At 67.0% G+C, this 15,119-nt stretch carries 21 protein-coding genes and 2 tRNA genes; 18 read left to right on the top strand and 5 right to left on the bottom strand.

Annotated features, from left to right (window positions below):
* Window positions 1-34: 34 nt before the first annotated feature.
* From E4P24_RS14135 to E4P24_RS14125, 3 genes are all read right to left on the bottom strand, one after another.
* Window positions 35-670, bottom strand: coding sequence for a uracil-DNA glycosylase family protein (locus tag E4P24_RS14135; protein ID WP_115802785.1), 636 nt, complete (start codon window positions 668-670; stop codon window positions 35-37).
* A gap of 217 nt (window positions 671-887) precedes the next feature.
* Window positions 888-1,217, bottom strand: a complete 330-nt coding sequence (locus E4P24_RS14130; protein ID WP_004043035.1) for a hypothetical protein — start codon at window positions 1,215-1,217, stop codon at window positions 888-890.
* Window positions 1,214-2,254, bottom strand: a complete 1,041-nt coding sequence (locus E4P24_RS14125; protein WP_188148612.1) for an Mrp/NBP35 family ATP-binding protein — start codon at window positions 2,252-2,254, stop codon at window positions 1,214-1,216. The genes E4P24_RS14130 and E4P24_RS14125 overlap by 4 nt, the downstream gene beginning before the upstream one ends.
* A gap of 180 nt (window positions 2,255-2,434) precedes the next feature.
* Here E4P24_RS14125 and moaA point away from each other — a divergent pair, with 180 nt between their 5' ends.
* The 3 genes from moaA to E4P24_RS14110 all read left to right on the top strand — a co-directional run bounded on the left by moaA (window position 2,435) and on the right by E4P24_RS14110 (window position 5,091).
* Window positions 2,435-3,397, top strand: coding sequence for a GTP 3',8-cyclase MoaA (gene moaA / locus E4P24_RS14120; RefSeq protein ID WP_008576166.1), 963 nt, complete (start codon window positions 2,435-2,437; stop codon window positions 3,395-3,397).
* A 52-nt stretch (window positions 3,398-3,449) separates the two neighbouring features.
* A complete protein-coding gene (locus tag E4P24_RS14115; protein ID WP_188148611.1) occupies window positions 3,450-4,367 on the top strand; it encodes a universal stress protein in 918 nt (305 codons plus the stop codon).
* Window positions 4,368-4,620: 253 nt separating this feature from the next.
* On the top strand, window positions 4,621-5,091 hold the full coding sequence (locus E4P24_RS14110) for a zinc ribbon domain-containing protein (protein WP_004061325.1): 471 nt from the start codon (window positions 4,621-4,623) through the stop codon (window positions 5,089-5,091).
* Window positions 5,092-5,168: 77 nt separating this feature from the next.
* On the opposite strand, the gene E4P24_RS14105 is transcribed toward E4P24_RS14110, so the two are convergent.
* Window positions 5,169-5,516, bottom strand: a complete 348-nt coding sequence (locus tag E4P24_RS14105; protein WP_004043030.1) for a co-chaperone YbbN — start codon at window positions 5,514-5,516, stop codon at window positions 5,169-5,171.
* A gap of 206 nt (window positions 5,517-5,722) precedes the next feature.
* On the opposite strand from E4P24_RS14105, the gene E4P24_RS14100 reads away from it, so the two are divergent.
* The 14 genes from E4P24_RS14100 to E4P24_RS14035 all read left to right on the top strand — a co-directional run bounded on the left by E4P24_RS14100 (window position 5,723) and on the right by E4P24_RS14035 (window position 13,163).
* A tRNA-Ser gene (locus E4P24_RS14100) sits at window positions 5,723-5,807 on the top strand.
* 23 nt (window positions 5,808-5,830) lie between these two features.
* The gene (locus E4P24_RS14095; RefSeq protein WP_188148610.1) at window positions 5,831-6,334 is read left to right on the top strand and encodes a 30S ribosomal protein S13; all 504 of its coding nucleotides are present in this window, start codon (window positions 5,831-5,833) and stop codon (window positions 6,332-6,334) included.
* Window positions 6,331-6,858: a 30S ribosomal protein S4 gene (locus E4P24_RS14090; protein WP_004043028.1), complete on the top strand. Its 528-nt coding sequence runs from the start codon at window positions 6,331-6,333 to the stop codon at window positions 6,856-6,858. The genes E4P24_RS14095 and E4P24_RS14090 overlap by 4 nt, the downstream gene beginning before the upstream one ends.
* On the top strand, window positions 6,855-7,247 hold the full coding sequence (locus E4P24_RS14085) for a 30S ribosomal protein S11 (RefSeq protein WP_004043027.1): 393 nt from the start codon (window positions 6,855-6,857) through the stop codon (window positions 7,245-7,247). The genes E4P24_RS14090 and E4P24_RS14085 overlap by 4 nt, the downstream gene beginning before the upstream one ends.
* Window positions 7,248-7,253: 6 nt before the next feature.
* On the top strand, window positions 7,254-8,033 hold the full coding sequence (locus tag E4P24_RS14080; RefSeq protein ID WP_163489555.1) for a DNA-directed RNA polymerase subunit D: 780 nt from the start codon (window positions 7,254-7,256) through the stop codon (window positions 8,031-8,033).
* Window positions 8,034-8,177: 144 nt separating this feature from the next.
* Window positions 8,178-8,262: transfer RNA gene (locus tag E4P24_RS14075), tRNA-Leu, on the top strand.
* A 26-nt stretch (window positions 8,263-8,288) separates the two neighbouring features.
* Window positions 8,289-8,639, top strand: a complete 351-nt coding sequence (locus E4P24_RS14070; protein ID WP_004043025.1) for a 50S ribosomal protein L18e — start codon at window positions 8,289-8,291, stop codon at window positions 8,637-8,639.
* On the top strand, window positions 8,636-9,073 hold the full coding sequence (locus E4P24_RS14065) for a 50S ribosomal protein L13 (RefSeq protein WP_004061328.1): 438 nt from the start codon (window positions 8,636-8,638) through the stop codon (window positions 9,071-9,073). The genes E4P24_RS14070 and E4P24_RS14065 overlap by 4 nt, the downstream gene beginning before the upstream one ends.
* A complete protein-coding gene (locus E4P24_RS14060) occupies window positions 9,067-9,465 on the top strand; it encodes a 30S ribosomal protein S9 (RefSeq protein WP_004043023.1) in 399 nt (132 codons plus the stop codon). The genes E4P24_RS14065 and E4P24_RS14060 overlap by 7 nt, the downstream gene beginning before the upstream one ends.
* A 12-nt stretch (window positions 9,466-9,477) precedes the next feature.
* Window positions 9,478-9,672 (top strand): DNA-directed RNA polymerase subunit N, encoded by a 195-nt coding sequence (locus E4P24_RS14055; protein ID WP_004061330.1) that lies wholly within the window; start codon window positions 9,478-9,480, stop codon window positions 9,670-9,672.
* Window positions 9,669-9,845, top strand: a complete 177-nt coding sequence (locus E4P24_RS14050; RefSeq protein ID WP_004043021.1) for a DNA-directed RNA polymerase subunit K — start codon at window positions 9,669-9,671, stop codon at window positions 9,843-9,845. Before E4P24_RS14055 ends, E4P24_RS14050 begins: the two co-directional genes overlap by 4 nt.
* Window positions 9,846-9,849: 4 nt before the next feature.
* Window positions 9,850-11,049, top strand: coding sequence for a phosphopyruvate hydratase (gene eno / locus E4P24_RS14045; RefSeq protein ID WP_004043020.1), 1,200 nt, complete (start codon window positions 9,850-9,852; stop codon window positions 11,047-11,049).
* Window positions 11,046-11,828: a 30S ribosomal protein S2 gene (gene rpsB, locus E4P24_RS14040; RefSeq protein ID WP_004043019.1), complete on the top strand. Its 783-nt coding sequence runs from the start codon at window positions 11,046-11,048 to the stop codon at window positions 11,826-11,828. Before eno ends, rpsB begins: the two co-directional genes overlap by 4 nt.
* A 174-nt stretch (window positions 11,829-12,002) precedes the next feature.
* Complete coding sequence (locus tag E4P24_RS14035) at window positions 12,003-13,163, top strand: rhodanese-like domain-containing protein (protein WP_188148609.1); 1,161 nt, start codon at window positions 12,003-12,005, stop codon at window positions 13,161-13,163.
* A 57-nt stretch (window positions 13,164-13,220) separates the two neighbouring features.
* Here the strand turns inward: E4P24_RS14035 and E4P24_RS14030 are convergent, their stop codons facing one another.
* Entirely contained in the window at window positions 13,221-14,039 is an 819-nt protein-coding gene (locus tag E4P24_RS14030; RefSeq protein ID WP_188148608.1) for a VOC family protein, read from the bottom strand.
* Window positions 14,040-14,150: 111 nt separating this feature from the next.
* Here E4P24_RS14030 and E4P24_RS14025 point away from each other — a divergent pair, with 111 nt between their 5' ends.
* Window positions 14,151-15,113, top strand: a complete 963-nt coding sequence (locus E4P24_RS14025; RefSeq protein WP_004061336.1) for a zinc-dependent metalloprotease — start codon at window positions 14,151-14,153, stop codon at window positions 15,111-15,113.
* Window positions 15,114-15,119 lie beyond the last annotated feature (6 nt).

Raw genomic sequence — 15,119 nt, 5'->3', positions numbered from 1 at the left:
CGGCCCCGGACGCGACGGGAATCGTCCGCCCGACTCAGCGACTCTGCCGTCCCTTCGTCTGCCGGTAGTCCCGGCCGAACACGGACTCGCGGACGTGTTCGACGAACGCCTCGGCGTCGGCGTCGGTCAGGCGCTCCGGCTCCTTCATCGGGACGAGTTCGAAGCCGCGGCCGCGGATGGTCGTCGCGTGTTCCGCGTCGACGTCGAAGCTGTCGGCCGCGCGCGTGGTGTAATCGAACGCGAGCGCCTCCAGCGCGGCCTGTCCGACGGGGACGATGATGTGCGGGTTTATCATCCGAATCTCCGCGTTCAGGTAGGGCTCGCAGGTCGCAACCTCGTCGTCGCTCGGCCCGCGGTCGGGGTGTCGACAGCGCGTGAGATACGTGAAAAAGACGTTCTGCACGTCCGGCTCGTCGGCGTCCGGCTCGGACCGGACGAAGCCGAGGTCGCCGAGGATGCGCTGGACGCGCCGTCCGGCCTCGTCGCCGGTAAAGGGCACGCCGGTCCGCTCGGCGGCCGCGGTCGGAGCCTCGCCGACGAACAGGAACTCCGCGCCCACGTCGCCGTAGCCGTGGACGACCTGCTCGCGCGTCTCGCAGAGCGCCGAGCAGTTCGTGCAGTCGGTGTCCATCGAGAAGGGGTTCCGGAACTGGCGTTGGTGTGCGTCCACACCCTCGAATTCGGCTCCGGAACCAAAACCCGCCCGGTCCGCGCAGGTTCAGCGCTCCCCGGCTTTCAGTCCGTGGTGAAAGTGAACACGAAGTGGACTGGCAAGTGAGTCCCCGGAGACGACGCTAGCGGTCGAATCGCGGACTCGAAGAAAGCGGAAGTGAACGTCCGGAGGCGGACGCCGGGCGGAGTGTTGGAGAGACGTGGTCTCGGACGGCTCAGCGGTCGATGCCGCCCTGCGCCTTGATGTCCATGATGTGGCGGACGTTCAGGTAAATCTCCTCGGGCGAGGTGTCGCCGTCGGGGTCGTAGAGGTCGCTGACGCGGTAGAGGATGGCCGACACCTGCCGGCTCTCGGAGGACTCGCCGTAGATGTCGTCGGCGATTTCGCGGAGGAACGCGACGCGCTCGGGGTCCGCGGGGAAGTCGGCGTCGGAGTCCGGGGCCATCTCCCAGTCGACCTCCTCGGCATCGCCGTCGGTGTCCGCCCCGGCGTCAGCGTCGGTGTCCACGTCCGCGTCAGCGTCGGGTCGCCCGTCGTCGCTCATCGCTCGCTGACGGTCCGTCGCTGGACGACACCGACCATGTCGGCGATGTTCTCGGTCATCACGCGGAACGCGTCGGCCGTCTCGTCGTCGTCTTCGAGGACGATGGGCTTGCCGCCGTCGCCGCCCTCGCGGACGGCCGGGTCGAGCGGGAGCGCCCCGAGGAACGGCAGGTCGTTCGAGGCGGCGAACTCGCGGCCGCCGCCCGCGCCGAAGATGTCGTGGCGGTTGCCGCAGTCGGGACACCGGAACGTGCTCATGTTCTCGACGATGCCGAGGACGTTCGTGTCGTGCTTGCCGAACATCCGGAGGCCCTTGTTGGCGTCGTCGAGGGCGACGTTCTGCGGGGTCGTGACGATGACCGCGCCCGTGAGCGGGAGCGTCTGGAGGATTGATAGCTGGGTGTCGCCCGTGCCCGGCGGCAGGTCGAGCACGAGGTAGTCGAGGCTGCCCCACTCCACGTCCTCGACGAGTTGGGTGAGCAGCTGGTGGACCATCGGGCCGCGCCAGATGACCGGGTCGTCGTCTCCGACGAGGAACGCCATCGACATGAGCTTCATCCCGTACTTCTCGGGCGGGACGATGGTCTGGTCTTGGGTCGCCTGCGGCGCTTCCTCGGCGGCGACCATCCGCGGGACGTTCGGCCCGTAGATGTCGGCGTCGAACAGGCCGACGCGCGCGCCGAGCTTCGAGAGGCCGGCCGCGAGGTTCACGGCGACCGTCGATTTGCCGACGCCGCCCTTCCCGGAGGCGACGGCGATGATGTTCTTCACGCCGGGGAGCACCTCCTCGTCGGGGTCGCGGTCGGTCGGCACTTTGGCGGTGAGGTCGACCTCCAGCCCGTCCTCGGCGAGCACCTCGCGGATTCGGCGGCCGATGTCCGTCTCCGCCGGGGAGTACGGCGCACCGAGCGCGAGCGAGATACGGACGGTGTCGCCGTCCACCTCGACGGCGTTCACCAGTCCGAGCGAGACGACGTCGTCTCCGAGGTCGGGGTCCTCGACCGCACGCAAGCGGTCGCGTACGTCGGCTTCGTCCATGTCCGTCACTCCGGCGGTGCGGCCGATAAGGGTTTTGTAAGGTCTCGTCGCGCGGTGACGGTCGCAGGCGACGACCCGACCGACACCGGCTTCGAGACGCCGAGAGCGTAACGGATTCCAGTTACCACGCCACGGTCATCGACAGCGAATTTATCAACGTACGCTCCCAGGATTCGGTATATGGTGCTGGTGGACGACTTCGGCCGCGAGGTAACCGGCGTTCGAATCTCTCTGACCGACCGGTGTAACTTCGACTGCGTCTACTGCCACAACGAGGGGCTGGGCGACACCCGCGGGCCGATGGACGCCTCGGACGAGGAGATGAGCGCCGACGACGTGGTCCGGTTTCTCGAAGTCGTCGAGGAGTACGGCGTCGAGAAGGTGAAGTTCACCGGCGGCGAGCCGATGCTCCGCGCGGACCTCGAAGAGATTATCCGGCGGACGCCGGACTCGATGGAGACCTCGCTCACCACCAACGGGACGTTCCTCGGCGACCGCGCCGAGGACCTCGTCGCGGCCGGCCTCGACCGGGTGAACGTCTCGCAGGACGCCCTCGACCCCGAGGCGTTCGCGCAAATCACGAAGTCCGGCGCGTACGACAAGGTGATGGAGGGCGTCAAGGCCGCCGTCGACGCCGGCCTCACGCCCGTGAAGCTCAACATGGTCGTGTTCACGAAGACCGCGGGCCACGTCGAGGAGATGGTCGAGTACGTCGCAGAAAACCCGGGGTTACAGCTCCAACTCATCCAGTACATGCCCGAACTGACGGGCAAGCCGGAGTGGAACATCGACATCGAGCGCGTCCACCGGTGGCTGACCGACCTCGCCGACGAGGTGGAGGTCCGCGATATGCACCACCGCCGCCGCTACTACGTCGGCGAGGGCATGGTCGAAATCGTCGACCCCGTCGAGAACCCCGAGTTCTGCGCCAACTGCCATCGCGTGCGCGTGACGCACGAAGGATACCTGAAGGGCTGTCTCAACCGCAACGACGACCTACGCCCGATGGGCGAGATGACCCGCGAGGACATCCGCGAGACGTTCGAAGCGGTCGTCGAAAACCGCGTGCCGTACTACGGCGAGTACCTCGTCCGCGACGGCGACGACGGCTGGACGATAAACGAAGAGTACATCGGGGCCTGAGAACGCCCCTCCGACGCGCGAGTTTTTCTCCTCCGACGACCTCTCGGGGCGCATGACTGTCACCGTCGAGCGAGTGGTTCTCGCGACGGACGGAAGCGCCTCCGCGGCGACCGCCGCGGCCCACGCGCTGTTTCTCGCCCGCGTCCTCGACGCGTCGCTCCACGCCGTCTCCGCGACCGGCACGCCGCAGTCCTCCGCGACCGAGACGACCGAAACCGAAACCGAAACCGCCGGAGCGTCCGCCAGCGCCGCCTTCGAAGCGGAGGAAGCCGTCGGCGCGGTCACGCGTCGGGCGCTCCTCGCGGGCGTTCGTCTGACTTCGGAAGTCGTCGGCGGGCCGGCCGCGACAGCGGTCGAACGCGTCGTCGGTGACGGCGACCTCCTCGTCCTCGGCCGCCACGGCCGCTCGGGTCCCGGTCGGTTCCTCGTCGGGTCGGTCGCGGAGCGCGTCCTCGACGCGCCGCCGGTTCCGACGCTCGTCGTCCCGTCGGCATCACCCCGGCCGACGTACCGGCGGGTGGCGCTCCTCGCCGCCGACGGAGCGCCGTCCGCGTCGGCCGAGACGCTGGCTCGTCGCATCGCTGCGGCGACCCGCGGGGTTCTCGAACCGCTCGCGGTCGTCGACGAGCGCGGTGCCGAAACCGCGTCGCGCGAGGCGTGCAGGACGCTCGAAAACGAGGCGAGAGCCCGCGTGAACGCCGTCGCCGCCGCGGCCGCGAGAGACGCAGTCGAGTCAGGCGGAACCGTCCGAACCGGCGTCCCCGCGACCGAGCTGCTGGCGCACGTCAAACGGACGGGAGCCGACGCGGTCGTCCTCGGCGTCGGTGGGGACGACGAGGCTCGGCTTGCGGGGTACCGTGCCGCCGGAACCGTCGCCGGTCGCGTCGTCCGCCACGCCGAGGTTCCGACACTCGTCGTCCCACCGAGCGTGGGCGACGGCGAGACTTCCGGGCCGCGCGGGCGACGATGAAACGCCGAATCCGTTTGTAGTTCTGTTCAATTTATACGTGCGCACCACGAACCGTCGCGTGTTGCTCGGGCGTGCGGGCGGCCGCAACGGACCGCCCGAACCTCCACAAGCCGACCCGTCGAATCCGTTTACTGCTCCCCGGCCGCTGCATCGCACGCGAACTGGCTTCGGCTTCCGACCCCGACCCCGACCGCGACTCCACCGACGCTTTACGAACGGAACTCTCATGAGCGAATCCCAATCGAGTCCACGTATGTCCGCACTCACGAAACTCCGCCCCTGGCTCGCCGCGATACTCGGCCTCGTCATCACGGGTCTCGGGCATCTGTATCTACGACGCTGGCGGCGGGCCGCGTTCTGGGTGCTTCTCACGTTCGCGGTGTCCGCGCTGTTCGTTCCGGCGGAGGCGTTCGACCCGCTGACAGGCGGTGCGGTCATCCCGCCGTCGGAGTTCGCCGCGGTGCTCAGGGAACTGGTCCCTATCCTCGTGGTGAGTTTCGCGAGCGTCCTCGACGCCTTCTTCCTCGGCTTGCGGCAGGCCGCGGCGCGGGCGGACCGCTCCGCCGTCGAAGACGCCGAGGAGTCGGCGGCCACCGTCACCGACCCCGTCGCCGACCCCGACGCGGCCACCGTTACGTGCCCCGAATGCGGTCGCGAGGTCGACGCCGACATCGACTTCTGCCACTGGTGTACGACCCCTCTCGACGACCCGGCCGACCGCTGAGATGCCACCGCGGGGTCGAAAGAGTGCCCCCGTCCGAACCCCCGACGGAGTCCACGCCGAACTGACGCGACCCGACCTTACCGCTCTTTCTCGACGAAGTCGACGACCGCCTGCGCCCCTTGGAAGCCGTCGGCGAGGCGGTCGACGAGTTCGCCGTCTTCGAACAGGAGGAGCGTCGGGACGCTCCGAATCGTGTACCGCTCTGCGACCGACATATCCGTCTGCGGGTTCAGCATCGCGACGACCACGTCGGTTGCTTTCGAGACGTTGCCGAGGACGGGTTCGATGCTCTGACACAGCGTACAGCCCTTCGTGTAGATGTCGAGGAGGACGCGGTCGTGTTCGGCCACGAGGGCGTCGAGTTCCTCGACGGTGTCGATTCGAACGGGCTTCGTCGGCGCGGTCGCGGACTCTGTCGAACTCATTGACGGGAATACGTAACCAGAGTTCTTATGATTTTGGAGAGGTGGTGTACCATACCACGATTCGGCGGCGAGCGGCGGTGACTCGGGCTGTCACGCGAGGTCCCTTTCGTGATATTTAAGTAATGCCCCCGTCTCGTAACGGATGCAATCGATGTAGGGGAATGTCGTCCCCGAGTCCGGAAGGGCGAAACTAACACGACCGAAGTGTTGCGGTAGCCAAGCCTGGCCCAAGGCGCTGGGTTGCTAACTCAGTGGCGTCAAGCCCCCGGGGTTCGAATCCCCGCCGCAACGCTCACAACACGACTTCCAAAGTCATGAGTGCAGAAGAACCACAGGACGGCTCTCCGGAGGAGGAAGAGGACCTCCGTTACTTCATCCGAATTGGTCAGACCGACCTTGACGGAACGAAGACGGTAGAGCGCAGTCTGACGGACATGAAGGGTATCGGCAAGCGCACAGCGCGCATCATCGCCGACGCCGCGGGAGTGGACCGAACGGCGCTGTTCGGTAAGCTCCCCGAAGGCGAGATCGACTCCGTTGTCGATGTCGTCGAGAACTTCGAGGACCACGCCCCCGAGTGGATGGCAAACCGACGGAAGGACTTCTTCTCCGGTGACACCGATCACATCACGGGTTCGGACCTCGAAGAGAAGCGGCGGCATGATATCAACCGCATGAAGATGATCAGCTCCTACAAGGGCGTTCGACACCAGCGCGGCCAGAAGGTTCGCGGCCAGCGGACGAAGTCCACTGGACGTACCGAAGGCACCATCGGTGTCAACGTCGAGGAGATCAAGGAGGCGCAGGCTGAAGAATGACGACGGGTAACAACACCAAGTTCTACGAGACCCCGAACCACCCGTTCCAGGGCGAGCGCATCGCACAGGAATCGGACCTCCTCTCTCGGTACGGTCTCAAGAACAAGGAAGAGCTCTGGCGCGCGCAGTCCGAACTGCGCAACCTCCGCCGCGAGGCGCGACGCCTCCTCGGCGAGGCCCAGGGCGACGTCGAAGAAGCCGAGTCGCTCGGTGCCGAGTTCATGGCGCGCATGCGCCGCTACGGCATCCTCTCTGCGGAGGACGACATCTCCCAGACGCTGCGTCTCGACGTGACCGACATCCTCGAACGTCGGTTCCAGACGGTCGCCTACCGCAAGGGGCTCGCACAGACGCCCCAGCAGGCCCGTCAGTTCATCGTCCACGGTCACGTGACCGTCGACGGTGCGCGGACGACCGTCCCCTCCCGCAAGGTCGAGGTCGACGAAGAGGACACCGTGGCGTTCGACGAGACGTCGAAGCTCGCGGACGAACTGCACCCTGAGCGCGCGGAGGCCCAAGAATGAGCGAATCCGAAACCGGTGACAAGTGGGGCATCGCCCACGTTCACGCATCGTTCAACAACACGCTCATCACGGTGACTGACATCACGGGCGCCGAGACGATCGTCAAGTCGTCCGGTGGTTCCGTCGTCAAGCAGAACCGTGACGAGGCATCTCCGTACGCGGCCATGCAGATGGCAGAGAGCGTCGCCGACCAGATCAAGGCGGCCGGTATCGCCGGTCTGCACGTCCGCGTTCGCGGTCCCGGTGGCAACGGTAACAAGAGCCCCGGACCCGGCGCACAGGCAACGATTCGCGCCCTCGCTCGCGCCGGTCTCGAGATCGGTCGCATCGAGGACGTGACGCCGATTCCGCACGACGGAACTCGCGCGCCGAAAAACAGCCGACTCTAACACACCATGGTAAACGACTTCCAGGTCGAGTTCATCGAACGCGAAGACCGACGCGCCCGTTTCGTCGCGCGCGGTCTGACCCCGGCGCTAGCCAACGGCATTCGCCGGGCGATGGTCGCCGACGTGCCGACGTTCTCCATCGACACCGTTCGGTTCGTGGAGAACACCTCGGTCATGTTCGACGAGATGATCGGGCTTCGTCTCGGTCTGGTTCCGTTGACCACGCCTCTCGACGACTTCGAACCCGGTGACACCGTCACCGTCGCGCTCGAAGTCGACGGGCCGGCAACCGCCTACTCCGGGGATATCGAATCCGCGGACGACATGGTCGTCCCGGCGGACGAGAACATCCCCATCATCGAGCTGAAGGAGGGCCAGCGCCTCGAGTTCGAGGCCGACGCCGTCCTCGGCTACGGAAAAGACCACGCCAAGAACCAAGGCGGGGTCGCCGTCGGCTACCGACACCTCCAGCGCGTGGAGGTCGTCGGCGACGCCGGCGAGTTCGATGAACAGGAACCGAACATCCTCCGCGGCGTCATCGAAGAGGCCGCGGCGGAGCACGCCGAGGGGGACGCCGAAGACGGCAACCTCGTCGCGACGGAAACGTTCGGGAACGACCTGACGGAGCGGTACCCCGGTAAAGAGGTCGAAGTACACGACGTGCCCGGAGCGTTCGTCTTCAGTGTGGAGACGGACGGGTCGTTCGACGTCGACGAGCTCGTGACGCGCGCCGTCGCCTCCTTGGGTGACCGCGCGGCCGAACTCGAAGAGAAGGTCGCACTGTAAGAATGAACACTGCCCCGTCCCAACACCGGCGTTCGCCCGCCCCACGAGGGGTCACAACCACCGATAGCGTGGCGTGTGACCCCCTCACGGCGGCGGGTCGGACCGAAGGTGTTTTTACGGGGCATGAAGTACAGCGGAATGCTTGCAGGGATAGCCAAGTCTGGCCAACGGCGCAGCGTTCAGGGCGCTGTCTCATAGGAGTCCGCAGGTTCAAATCCTGCTCCCTGCACTCCGCTTTCTCTCTGGAGGTAGACAATGAGTAAGACGAACCCGAGACTCAACAGTCTCATCGCCGAGCTGAAGGCGGTCTCGCGTGAGTCCGGTGCCAACGTCTGGCAGGATGTCGCGGACCGTCTCGAAAAGCCACGGCGCACCCACGCGGAAGTCAACCTTGGTCGTATCGAACGATACGCTCAGGAAGACGAGACCGTCGTCGTGCCCGGCAAGGTGCTGGGTAGCGGTGTGCTGCAGAAGAACGTCACAGTCGCGGCCGTGGACTTCTCGTCCACCGCTCGAAAGAAGATCGAGCAGGTCGGCGACACCGTGACGCTAGAACAACTCGCTGAACAGAACCCCGACGGGTCCAACGTACGGGTGATCCGATGAGCCTCGCAGAATTCGACGCAGACGTCGTCGTCGACGCTCGAAACTGCATCGTCGGCCGCGTCGCCTCGGAGGTCGCACAGCGCGCCCTCGCAGGCGAGACGGTCGCCGTCGTCAACGCGGAAGACGCCGTCATCACGGGCTCGGAAGAGGACGTGATGGCCAAGTACAGAAAGCGCGTCGAAGTCGGTTCGGACCAGGGTCCGTACTACCCGAAGCGTCCCGATCGCATCTTCAAGCGTGCCATCCGCGGCATGCTTCCGTACAAGAAGCCCCGCGGCCGCGAGGCGCTCTCGAACGTCCGCGTCTACGTCGGCAATCCGTACGACGAAGACGGCGAGATGCTCGAAGACACCTCGCTGGACCGCCTTTCGAACATCAAGTTCATCTCGCTCGGAGAGGTCTCCGAGAAGCTGGGTGCTAACGTCACATGGTAACGAACACGTCCGGTAAGAAGAAGACCGCAATCGCCCGCGCCACCGTGCGTGAAGGCGAGGGTCGAGTCCGAATCAACTCCCAGCCGGTCGAGCTGGTCGAGCCGGAGATGGCCCGCCTCAAGATGCTGGAGCCGTTCCGCATCGCAGGCGAGGACCTCCGCTCGCAGGTCGACATCGACGTGCGCGTCAACGGCGGCGGCGTGGCCGGTCAGGCCGACGCAGTCCGCACCGCGCTCGCTCGTGGGCTGGTGCAGTACCTGAACGACGCGGAGCTTCGCGACGCGTACATGGAGTTCGACCGCTCGCTTCTGGTCAACGACGTTCGCCAGTCCGAACCCAAGAAGTGGGGCGGACCGGGCGCGCGCGCTCGTTACCAGAAGTCCTACCGCTGAGGTGATCTAACCATGATGATTCCCGTCCGGTGTTTCACCTGCGGCACAGTGATCGGCGAACACTGGGACGAGTTCAAAGCCCGTGCTCGCGAGGGAGACGAGGACCCCGCTGACGTCCTCGACGACCTCGGGGTCACGCGTGCCTGCTGCCGGCGGATGATGGTGTCGCACAAGGACCTCGTGGACGTCGTATCCCCCTACCAATGATGCAACGGTACAACCGATACGAGAAGGCACGCATCCTCGGCGCGCGAGCGCTGCAGGTCTCCTACGGGGCCCCGGTTCTCGTCGATTCGGAACAGACAGAACCGATATTAATCGCCGCTGAGGAGTACGACGCAGGTGTACTTCCGTTCACCGTCAAACGAGAGGGTAAGTGACAACATGACTCGAATCACATCCGTAGCTCTGCGCCGCGTGCTCGACTCCCGTGGAAACCCGACGGTCGAAGCCGACGTGCTCACCGAATCCGGTGGGTTCGGTCGCGCTGCGGCCCCGAGCGGGGCATCCACCGGCGAGTACGAGGCGATCGAACTGCCGCCGACCGAAGCAATCGCCGCCGCGCGGCGACACGCCGTTCCCCGACTCGTGGACGAGGTCCACGCGGGCAACCAGCGCGAGGTCGACGCGACGCTCCGCGCCGCCGACGGTTCCGAGAACTTCTCGGAAATCGGCGCGAACAGCGCGGTCGCCATCTCGATGGCGGCGGCCAAGGCCGGTGCCGACGTGCTCGGTGCGCCCCTGTACCAGCATCTCGGCGGCGCGTTCCGCGGCGACAACTTCCCGACGCCGCTCGGGAACGTCATCGGTGGCGGTGAACACGCCAAGGAAGCGACGAACATCCAGGAGTTCCTCGCCGCGCCGGTCGGCGCGCCGAGCGTCTCCGAAGCCGTCTTCGCCAACGCGAAGGTCCACGCCCGCGCGTCCGAGATTCTCGACGAGCGCGGCGTACCCGCCGCGAAGGGCGACGAGGGTGCGTGGGCACCGCCGGTCTCCGACGCCGAGGCGTTCGAAATCATGGGCGAAGCGGTCTCCGACGTCGAGGACGAACTCGGCTTCGAGATCGGCTTCGGTCTCGACATCGCCGCCTCGGAGATGTTCGAAGACGGCGTCTACCACTACGGTGACGAGACGAAGACGACCGACGAGCAGATCGACTACGTCGCCGAGATGGTCGACGAGTACGACCTCGTCTACGTCGAAGACCCCCTCGACGAGAACGACTACGAGGGCTTCGCGGAACTCACAGAGCGCGTGGGCGACCGCACGCTCATCTGCGGTGACGACCTGTTCGTCACCAACGTCGACCGTCTGCAGGACGGCATCGACGTGGGCGCCGCGAACTCCATCCTCATCAAGCCGAACCAGATCGGGACGCTGACCGACGCGTTCGACGCCGTCGAACTGGCCTCCCGAAACGGGATGGACGCCGTCATCTCTCACCGCTCCGGTGAGACGGAAGACGCGACCATCGCACACCTCGCCGTCGCAACCGACGCGCCGTTCATCAAGACTGGCACGGTGCAGGGCGAGCGAACCGCCAAACTGAACGAACTCATCCGCATCGCGGACGACGCAGTATGAGCGACAACGAAAACGACGCGGTGGAGGTCGCAGACGAGGAACCCGAGACGGAGACCGAAGCGGTCGCCGAGACGGAACCCGCCGAGGCCGCCACCGAAGACGAGACAGCAGAGACCGCCGAGGCGGCCGACGACGCCGCCGAGGCCGAAGAAGCAGAGCCGGAACCGGCCTTCGACGAGGACGTCATGCCCGACGAAGACGCCGACCTGCTCATCCCGGTCGAGGACTACCTGGCCGCCGGTGTCCACATCGGTACCCAGCAGAAGACCAAGGACATGGTCCGGTTCATCCACCGTGTCCGCGACGACGGGCTCTACGTGCTCGACGTCAGCCAGACTGACTCGCGAATCCGCACCGCCGCGGACTTCCTCGCGAATTACAGTCCGGAGCAGATTCTGGTCACGTCCTCCCGCCAGTACGGTCGCTTCCCGGCCGAGAAGTTCGCCGACGCCGTCGGCGCTCGCGCCCGCACGGGCCGCTTCATTCCGGGTACACTGACGAACCCGGACTACGCCGGCTACATCGAACCCGACGTGGTCGTCGTCACCGACCCGATTGGTGACGCGCAGGCCGTCAAGGAGGCCATCACGGTCGGCATCCCGGTCATCGCGATGTGCGACTCCAACAACCAGACGTCGAACGTCGACCTCGTCGTCCCGACGAACAACAAGGGTCGACGCGCGCTGTCGGTCGTCTACTGGCTGCTGGCCAACGAGACGCTCGACCGCCGCGGCTCCGACACCGTCTACGCCCTCGAAGACTTCGAGGCCGAACTGTAGTTCGGGACGACCTTCCGATTCGACTTTTCTGACGCTCGCCCGGTGAGCGGCGGCGTTGTCGCTCAGTTCGGTGCAGCCACGACGCCGCCGACGCGAGTCGAGTCGACGCCACGCGAGACCGCGGCCCCGCATCCGCCACAAACGGTTTTGTGCGCCGTTCCCATAGCTAAACACATGAGCAAACTCCTTCACCAGCTCACCGTGGGCGAACTCGCAGACAGGGTGGACGCGGGAGAGTCGTTCACCGTGGTCGACACGCGGCCGCCCGAGAGCTTCGAGTCGTGGCACATCGAGGGCGCGGTCAACGTCCCTTTCCACCCCGTCGACGGACTCGGCGGCGACTGGGACTGGGACCGCGTCGGCGACCTCGCCGCGGAGGGGCCGGTCGTCGCCATCTGCGGGAAAGGGCTGTCTTCGACGTCGTTCGGGTTCGAACTGGCCGAACGCGGCTACGACGACGTGGAGGTCGTCAAAGGCGGCATGGAAGACTGGAGCAAGCTGTACGAGGTAGTCGAACTCGACACCGGCGACGACGATCTGTTCGTCGCGCAGGTCCAGCGCCGCGCAAAGGGCTGTCTCGGCTACGTCGTCGGCTCGCGGTCGGCCCGCGAGGCGGTCGTCGTGGACGCCACCCGGCAGATTCACGAGTTCGAACTCGTCGCCGCCGACGCCGGGATGACGGTCGCTGGTGTGCTCGACACGCACGTCCACGCCGACCACGTCTCGGGCGGGCGAGCCCTCGCTGACCGCCTCGGCGTGCCGTACTACCTCGGGGCGGAGGCGACCGACCGCGATGTCGAGTACGAGTTCACCGCGCTGGACGACGGGGAGACGCTGGCCGTCGGCGACTACGATATCGAGGCGATGCACGCGCCGGGGCACACCTCGGATATGACGAACTACCTCGTCGACGGTCGGTTCCTCCTCACCGGCGACACGCTGTTCGTCGAATCGGTCGGCCGGACGGAACTCCAGTTCGGTGATTCGGACGCCGCGACGGGGGCGGAACTCCTCTACGAGACGCTTCACGACACGCTGTTGTCGCTGCCCGACGAGACGCGCGTCCTCCCCGGCCACGTCTCCGTCGGGGCGGACGGGCGCTACGGCGTCGCCGCGCCGGGCGAACTCGTGAGCGCGACGCTCGGCGACCTGCGCGAGGGACTCGACGTGCTGTCGATGGACGAGTCGGCGTTCGTTGCCCGCGTCACCGAGGACACGCCCGAGAAGCCCGCGAACTACGAGCGCGTCATCGACATCAACACCGGGCGGGCCTCGGTCGGCGGCGAGGAGGAGGCGACCGAACTCGAACTCGGACCGAACAACTGCGCCGCCTGAGCCGACCGTCCGGCATCGGTCGGTGATTCGAGGCTTTTCAGGACGGAATCGGTCGGTTCAGGACAGTTCGACCGCGCCTAACCGACCGTCGAACAGGTCGTGGTCGAACCACGCCATGCGCCGGTCGCTGTATCGAATCTCGGGACCGAGCGACAGCGCGGTGCGCGCGCGGTCGAGGTCGGTGACGCCGACGAGGAACGCACACGGCCCCTCTCCGACCTCGTCGATGCGCGCGTCGAGCGCGCCGTCGCCGGGTTCGCACAGGGCGAGCGGCGTGCCCGGAAGCGTGGCGAACTCGGGAAACGGGCCGTTGATATCGACCGGCGAGGGGTACCGGTGTCGCCGGGCGAACAGCGCCGCGGTCGCCTCGCGGTCGCGGGTGGCGACGACGACGGTCTGGAGGCCGCGAAGCGACGCGTTCGGCGCGGCCTCCGGGACGCGGTAGCCCCGCGGGGTGCGGTCGTGAATGAAAAAGGGGAGTCGCTGGTCCGACCCCTCGAAACACATGTCCCACTCGACGAGGCGGCCGCCCGGTCGGGCGCGAGAGGCCTCGTGGGGGCCGTCGACGGGGAGGCCGGCGTCGATGGCGGTCTTGGCGCTGGCGGCGGCGTCGTCGGTCTCCAGACACCACGCCGCGGGGCCGGCGTCGGCAGCGAGGTAGTCGGGCCAGAAGCCGGCGTCCGTGGCGTCGGTCCCGAGCGTCGGCGCGATGAGTTCGAGGTACGATCCGTCGGGGAACGGCACGACGGCCATGTGGGTCGTCCCGGTCCCGTGTTCGCCGCCGTACGTCGGCGTCAGTCCGACCTCGCTCGCGGCCGCCCGGAGTTCGTACAGTTCGGTCCCACCGAACGCGACGTGGTCGATGGTTCGGTCCATACGCCTTCCACGTTCGACTCGGTATAGTGCTTAGGGGCGGTCCTGTCTGCGAGTTAGCGAGTCGGACTCCCCCGACCGAAGCGTTTTGCGTCCGGCCCACCACGATACGGTATGAACCTCTTTCGGAGCGTCAGAGCGGTCGCGGACGCTTCGGCAACCGGCTCCGGAACCATCGACTGGGACGCCGTCGCCGAGGCCGCGAAGTCCGCGACCGACCCCGGCTCGCTCGACCTCACGGACGCCGAGCGCGCGGGCTACGCGGCAGACGTTCGCGACGCGCGCGACCGCCTCGCGGCCGTCGCCGAGGTGGAGTTCGACGTGCCCGAGGTCGTCGAAGTCCAGAACCGACACCACTGGATAGACGCGAACGTGGCGACGTTCCGCCGGGTGATGGTCCCGTTCGAGGAACACGGCCCCACCGTGCTCCCCGGGTTCACGCGCGCCGTCAACACCGGGTCGTTCGCCTTCGTCCTCTCGTTTCTCGGCAACAACGTCCTCGGCCAGTACGACCCGCTGCTCCTCGCCGACGGCGACGACGACCACGGACTGTACTTCGTCCACCCGAACATCCGCCGGGTCGCCGACAGCCTCGACGTGGACTACCCGCGGTTCCGCCGCTGGATTGCCTTCCACGAGGTGTCGCACGCCGCGGAGTTCGGCGCGGCCCCGTGGCTTTCGACGCATCTCGAATCGCGGATGCAACGCGGGGTCGACGCCCTCGTCGACGGCGACCTCGACCGCGACGCCTTCCGCGAACTCGACACGGCGATGACCGCCGTCGAGGGCTACGCGGAACTGCTGATGGACCGGGCGTTCGACGACGACTACGAGGACCTCCGCCGGAAGCTCGACGAGCGTCGGCAGGGCGGCGGCCCGGTCGCCAAACTCGCGCGTCGGCTCCTCGGACTCGGCCTCAAGCGCCGGCAGTACGAACGCGGCGCTCGCTTCTTCGAGCACGTCGCCGACGAGCGCGGCGTCGCCGCCGCGTCGCGGGTGTGGGACCATCCGGAGAACTTACCGACCGACGCGGAACTGGACGCGCCCGAGCGATGGGTCGCCCGGGTGTCGCCCTGAGGGCGG

The sequence above is a fragment of the Haloferax sp. AS1 genome (assembly GCF_014530665.1).
Taxonomy (GTDB): domain Archaea; phylum Halobacteriota; class Halobacteria; order Halobacteriales; family Haloferacaceae; genus Haloferax; species Haloferax volcanii.
This window is presented reverse-complemented; position numbering and strand designations above follow the sequence as displayed.

Bases quoted from the DNA above. Each gene is read 5' to 3' on its own strand.
- E4P24_RS14115 (WP_188148611.1), top strand. From the start codon at position 3,450: ATGACTGTCACCGTCGAGCGAGTGGTTCTCGCGACGGACGGAAGCGCC.
- rpsB (WP_004043019.1), top strand. From the start codon at position 11,046: ATGAGCGACAACGAAAACGACGCGGTGGAGGTCGCAGACGAGGAACCC.
- E4P24_RS14095 (WP_188148610.1), top strand. From the start codon at position 5,831: ATGAGTGCAGAAGAACCACAGGACGGCTCTCCGGAGGAGGAAGAGGAC.
- E4P24_RS14110 (WP_004061325.1), top strand. From the start codon at position 4,621: ATGTCCGCACTCACGAAACTCCGCCCCTGGCTCGCCGCGATACTCGGC.
- E4P24_RS14055 (WP_004061330.1), top strand. From the start codon at position 9,478: ATGATGATTCCCGTCCGGTGTTTCACCTGCGGCACAGTGATCGGCGAA.
- E4P24_RS14035 (WP_188148609.1), top strand. From the start codon at position 12,003: ATGAGCAAACTCCTTCACCAGCTCACCGTGGGCGAACTCGCAGACAGG.
- E4P24_RS14060 (WP_004043023.1), top strand. From the start codon at position 9,067: ATGGTAACGAACACGTCCGGTAAGAAGAAGACCGCAATCGCCCGCGCC.
- E4P24_RS14025 (WP_004061336.1), top strand. From the start codon at position 14,151: ATGAACCTCTTTCGGAGCGTCAGAGCGGTCGCGGACGCTTCGGCAACC.
- E4P24_RS14065 (WP_004061328.1), top strand. From the start codon at position 8,636: ATGAGCCTCGCAGAATTCGACGCAGACGTCGTCGTCGACGCTCGAAAC.
- moaA (WP_008576166.1), top strand. From the start codon at position 2,435: ATGGTGCTGGTGGACGACTTCGGCCGCGAGGTAACCGGCGTTCGAATC.
- E4P24_RS14130 (WP_004043035.1), bottom strand. From the start codon at position 1,217: ATGAGCGACGACGGGCGACCCGACGCTGACGCGGACGTGGACACCGAC.
- E4P24_RS14080 (WP_163489555.1), top strand. From the start codon at position 7,254: ATGGTAAACGACTTCCAGGTCGAGTTCATCGAACGCGAAGACCGACGC.
- eno (WP_004043020.1), top strand. From the start codon at position 9,850: ATGACTCGAATCACATCCGTAGCTCTGCGCCGCGTGCTCGACTCCCGT.
- E4P24_RS14030 (WP_188148608.1), bottom strand. From the start codon at position 14,039: ATGGACCGAACCATCGACCACGTCGCGTTCGGTGGGACCGAACTGTAC.
- E4P24_RS14050 (WP_004043021.1), top strand. From the start codon at position 9,669: ATGATGCAACGGTACAACCGATACGAGAAGGCACGCATCCTCGGCGCG.
- E4P24_RS14070 (WP_004043025.1), top strand. From the start codon at position 8,289: ATGAGTAAGACGAACCCGAGACTCAACAGTCTCATCGCCGAGCTGAAG.
- E4P24_RS14090 (WP_004043028.1), top strand. From the start codon at position 6,331: ATGACGACGGGTAACAACACCAAGTTCTACGAGACCCCGAACCACCCG.
- E4P24_RS14125 (WP_188148612.1), bottom strand. From the start codon at position 2,254: ATGGACGAAGCCGACGTACGCGACCGCTTGCGTGCGGTCGAGGACCCC.
- E4P24_RS14105 (WP_004043030.1), bottom strand. From the start codon at position 5,516: ATGAGTTCGACAGAGTCCGCGACCGCGCCGACGAAGCCCGTTCGAATC.
- E4P24_RS14085 (WP_004043027.1), top strand. From the start codon at position 6,855: ATGAGCGAATCCGAAACCGGTGACAAGTGGGGCATCGCCCACGTTCAC.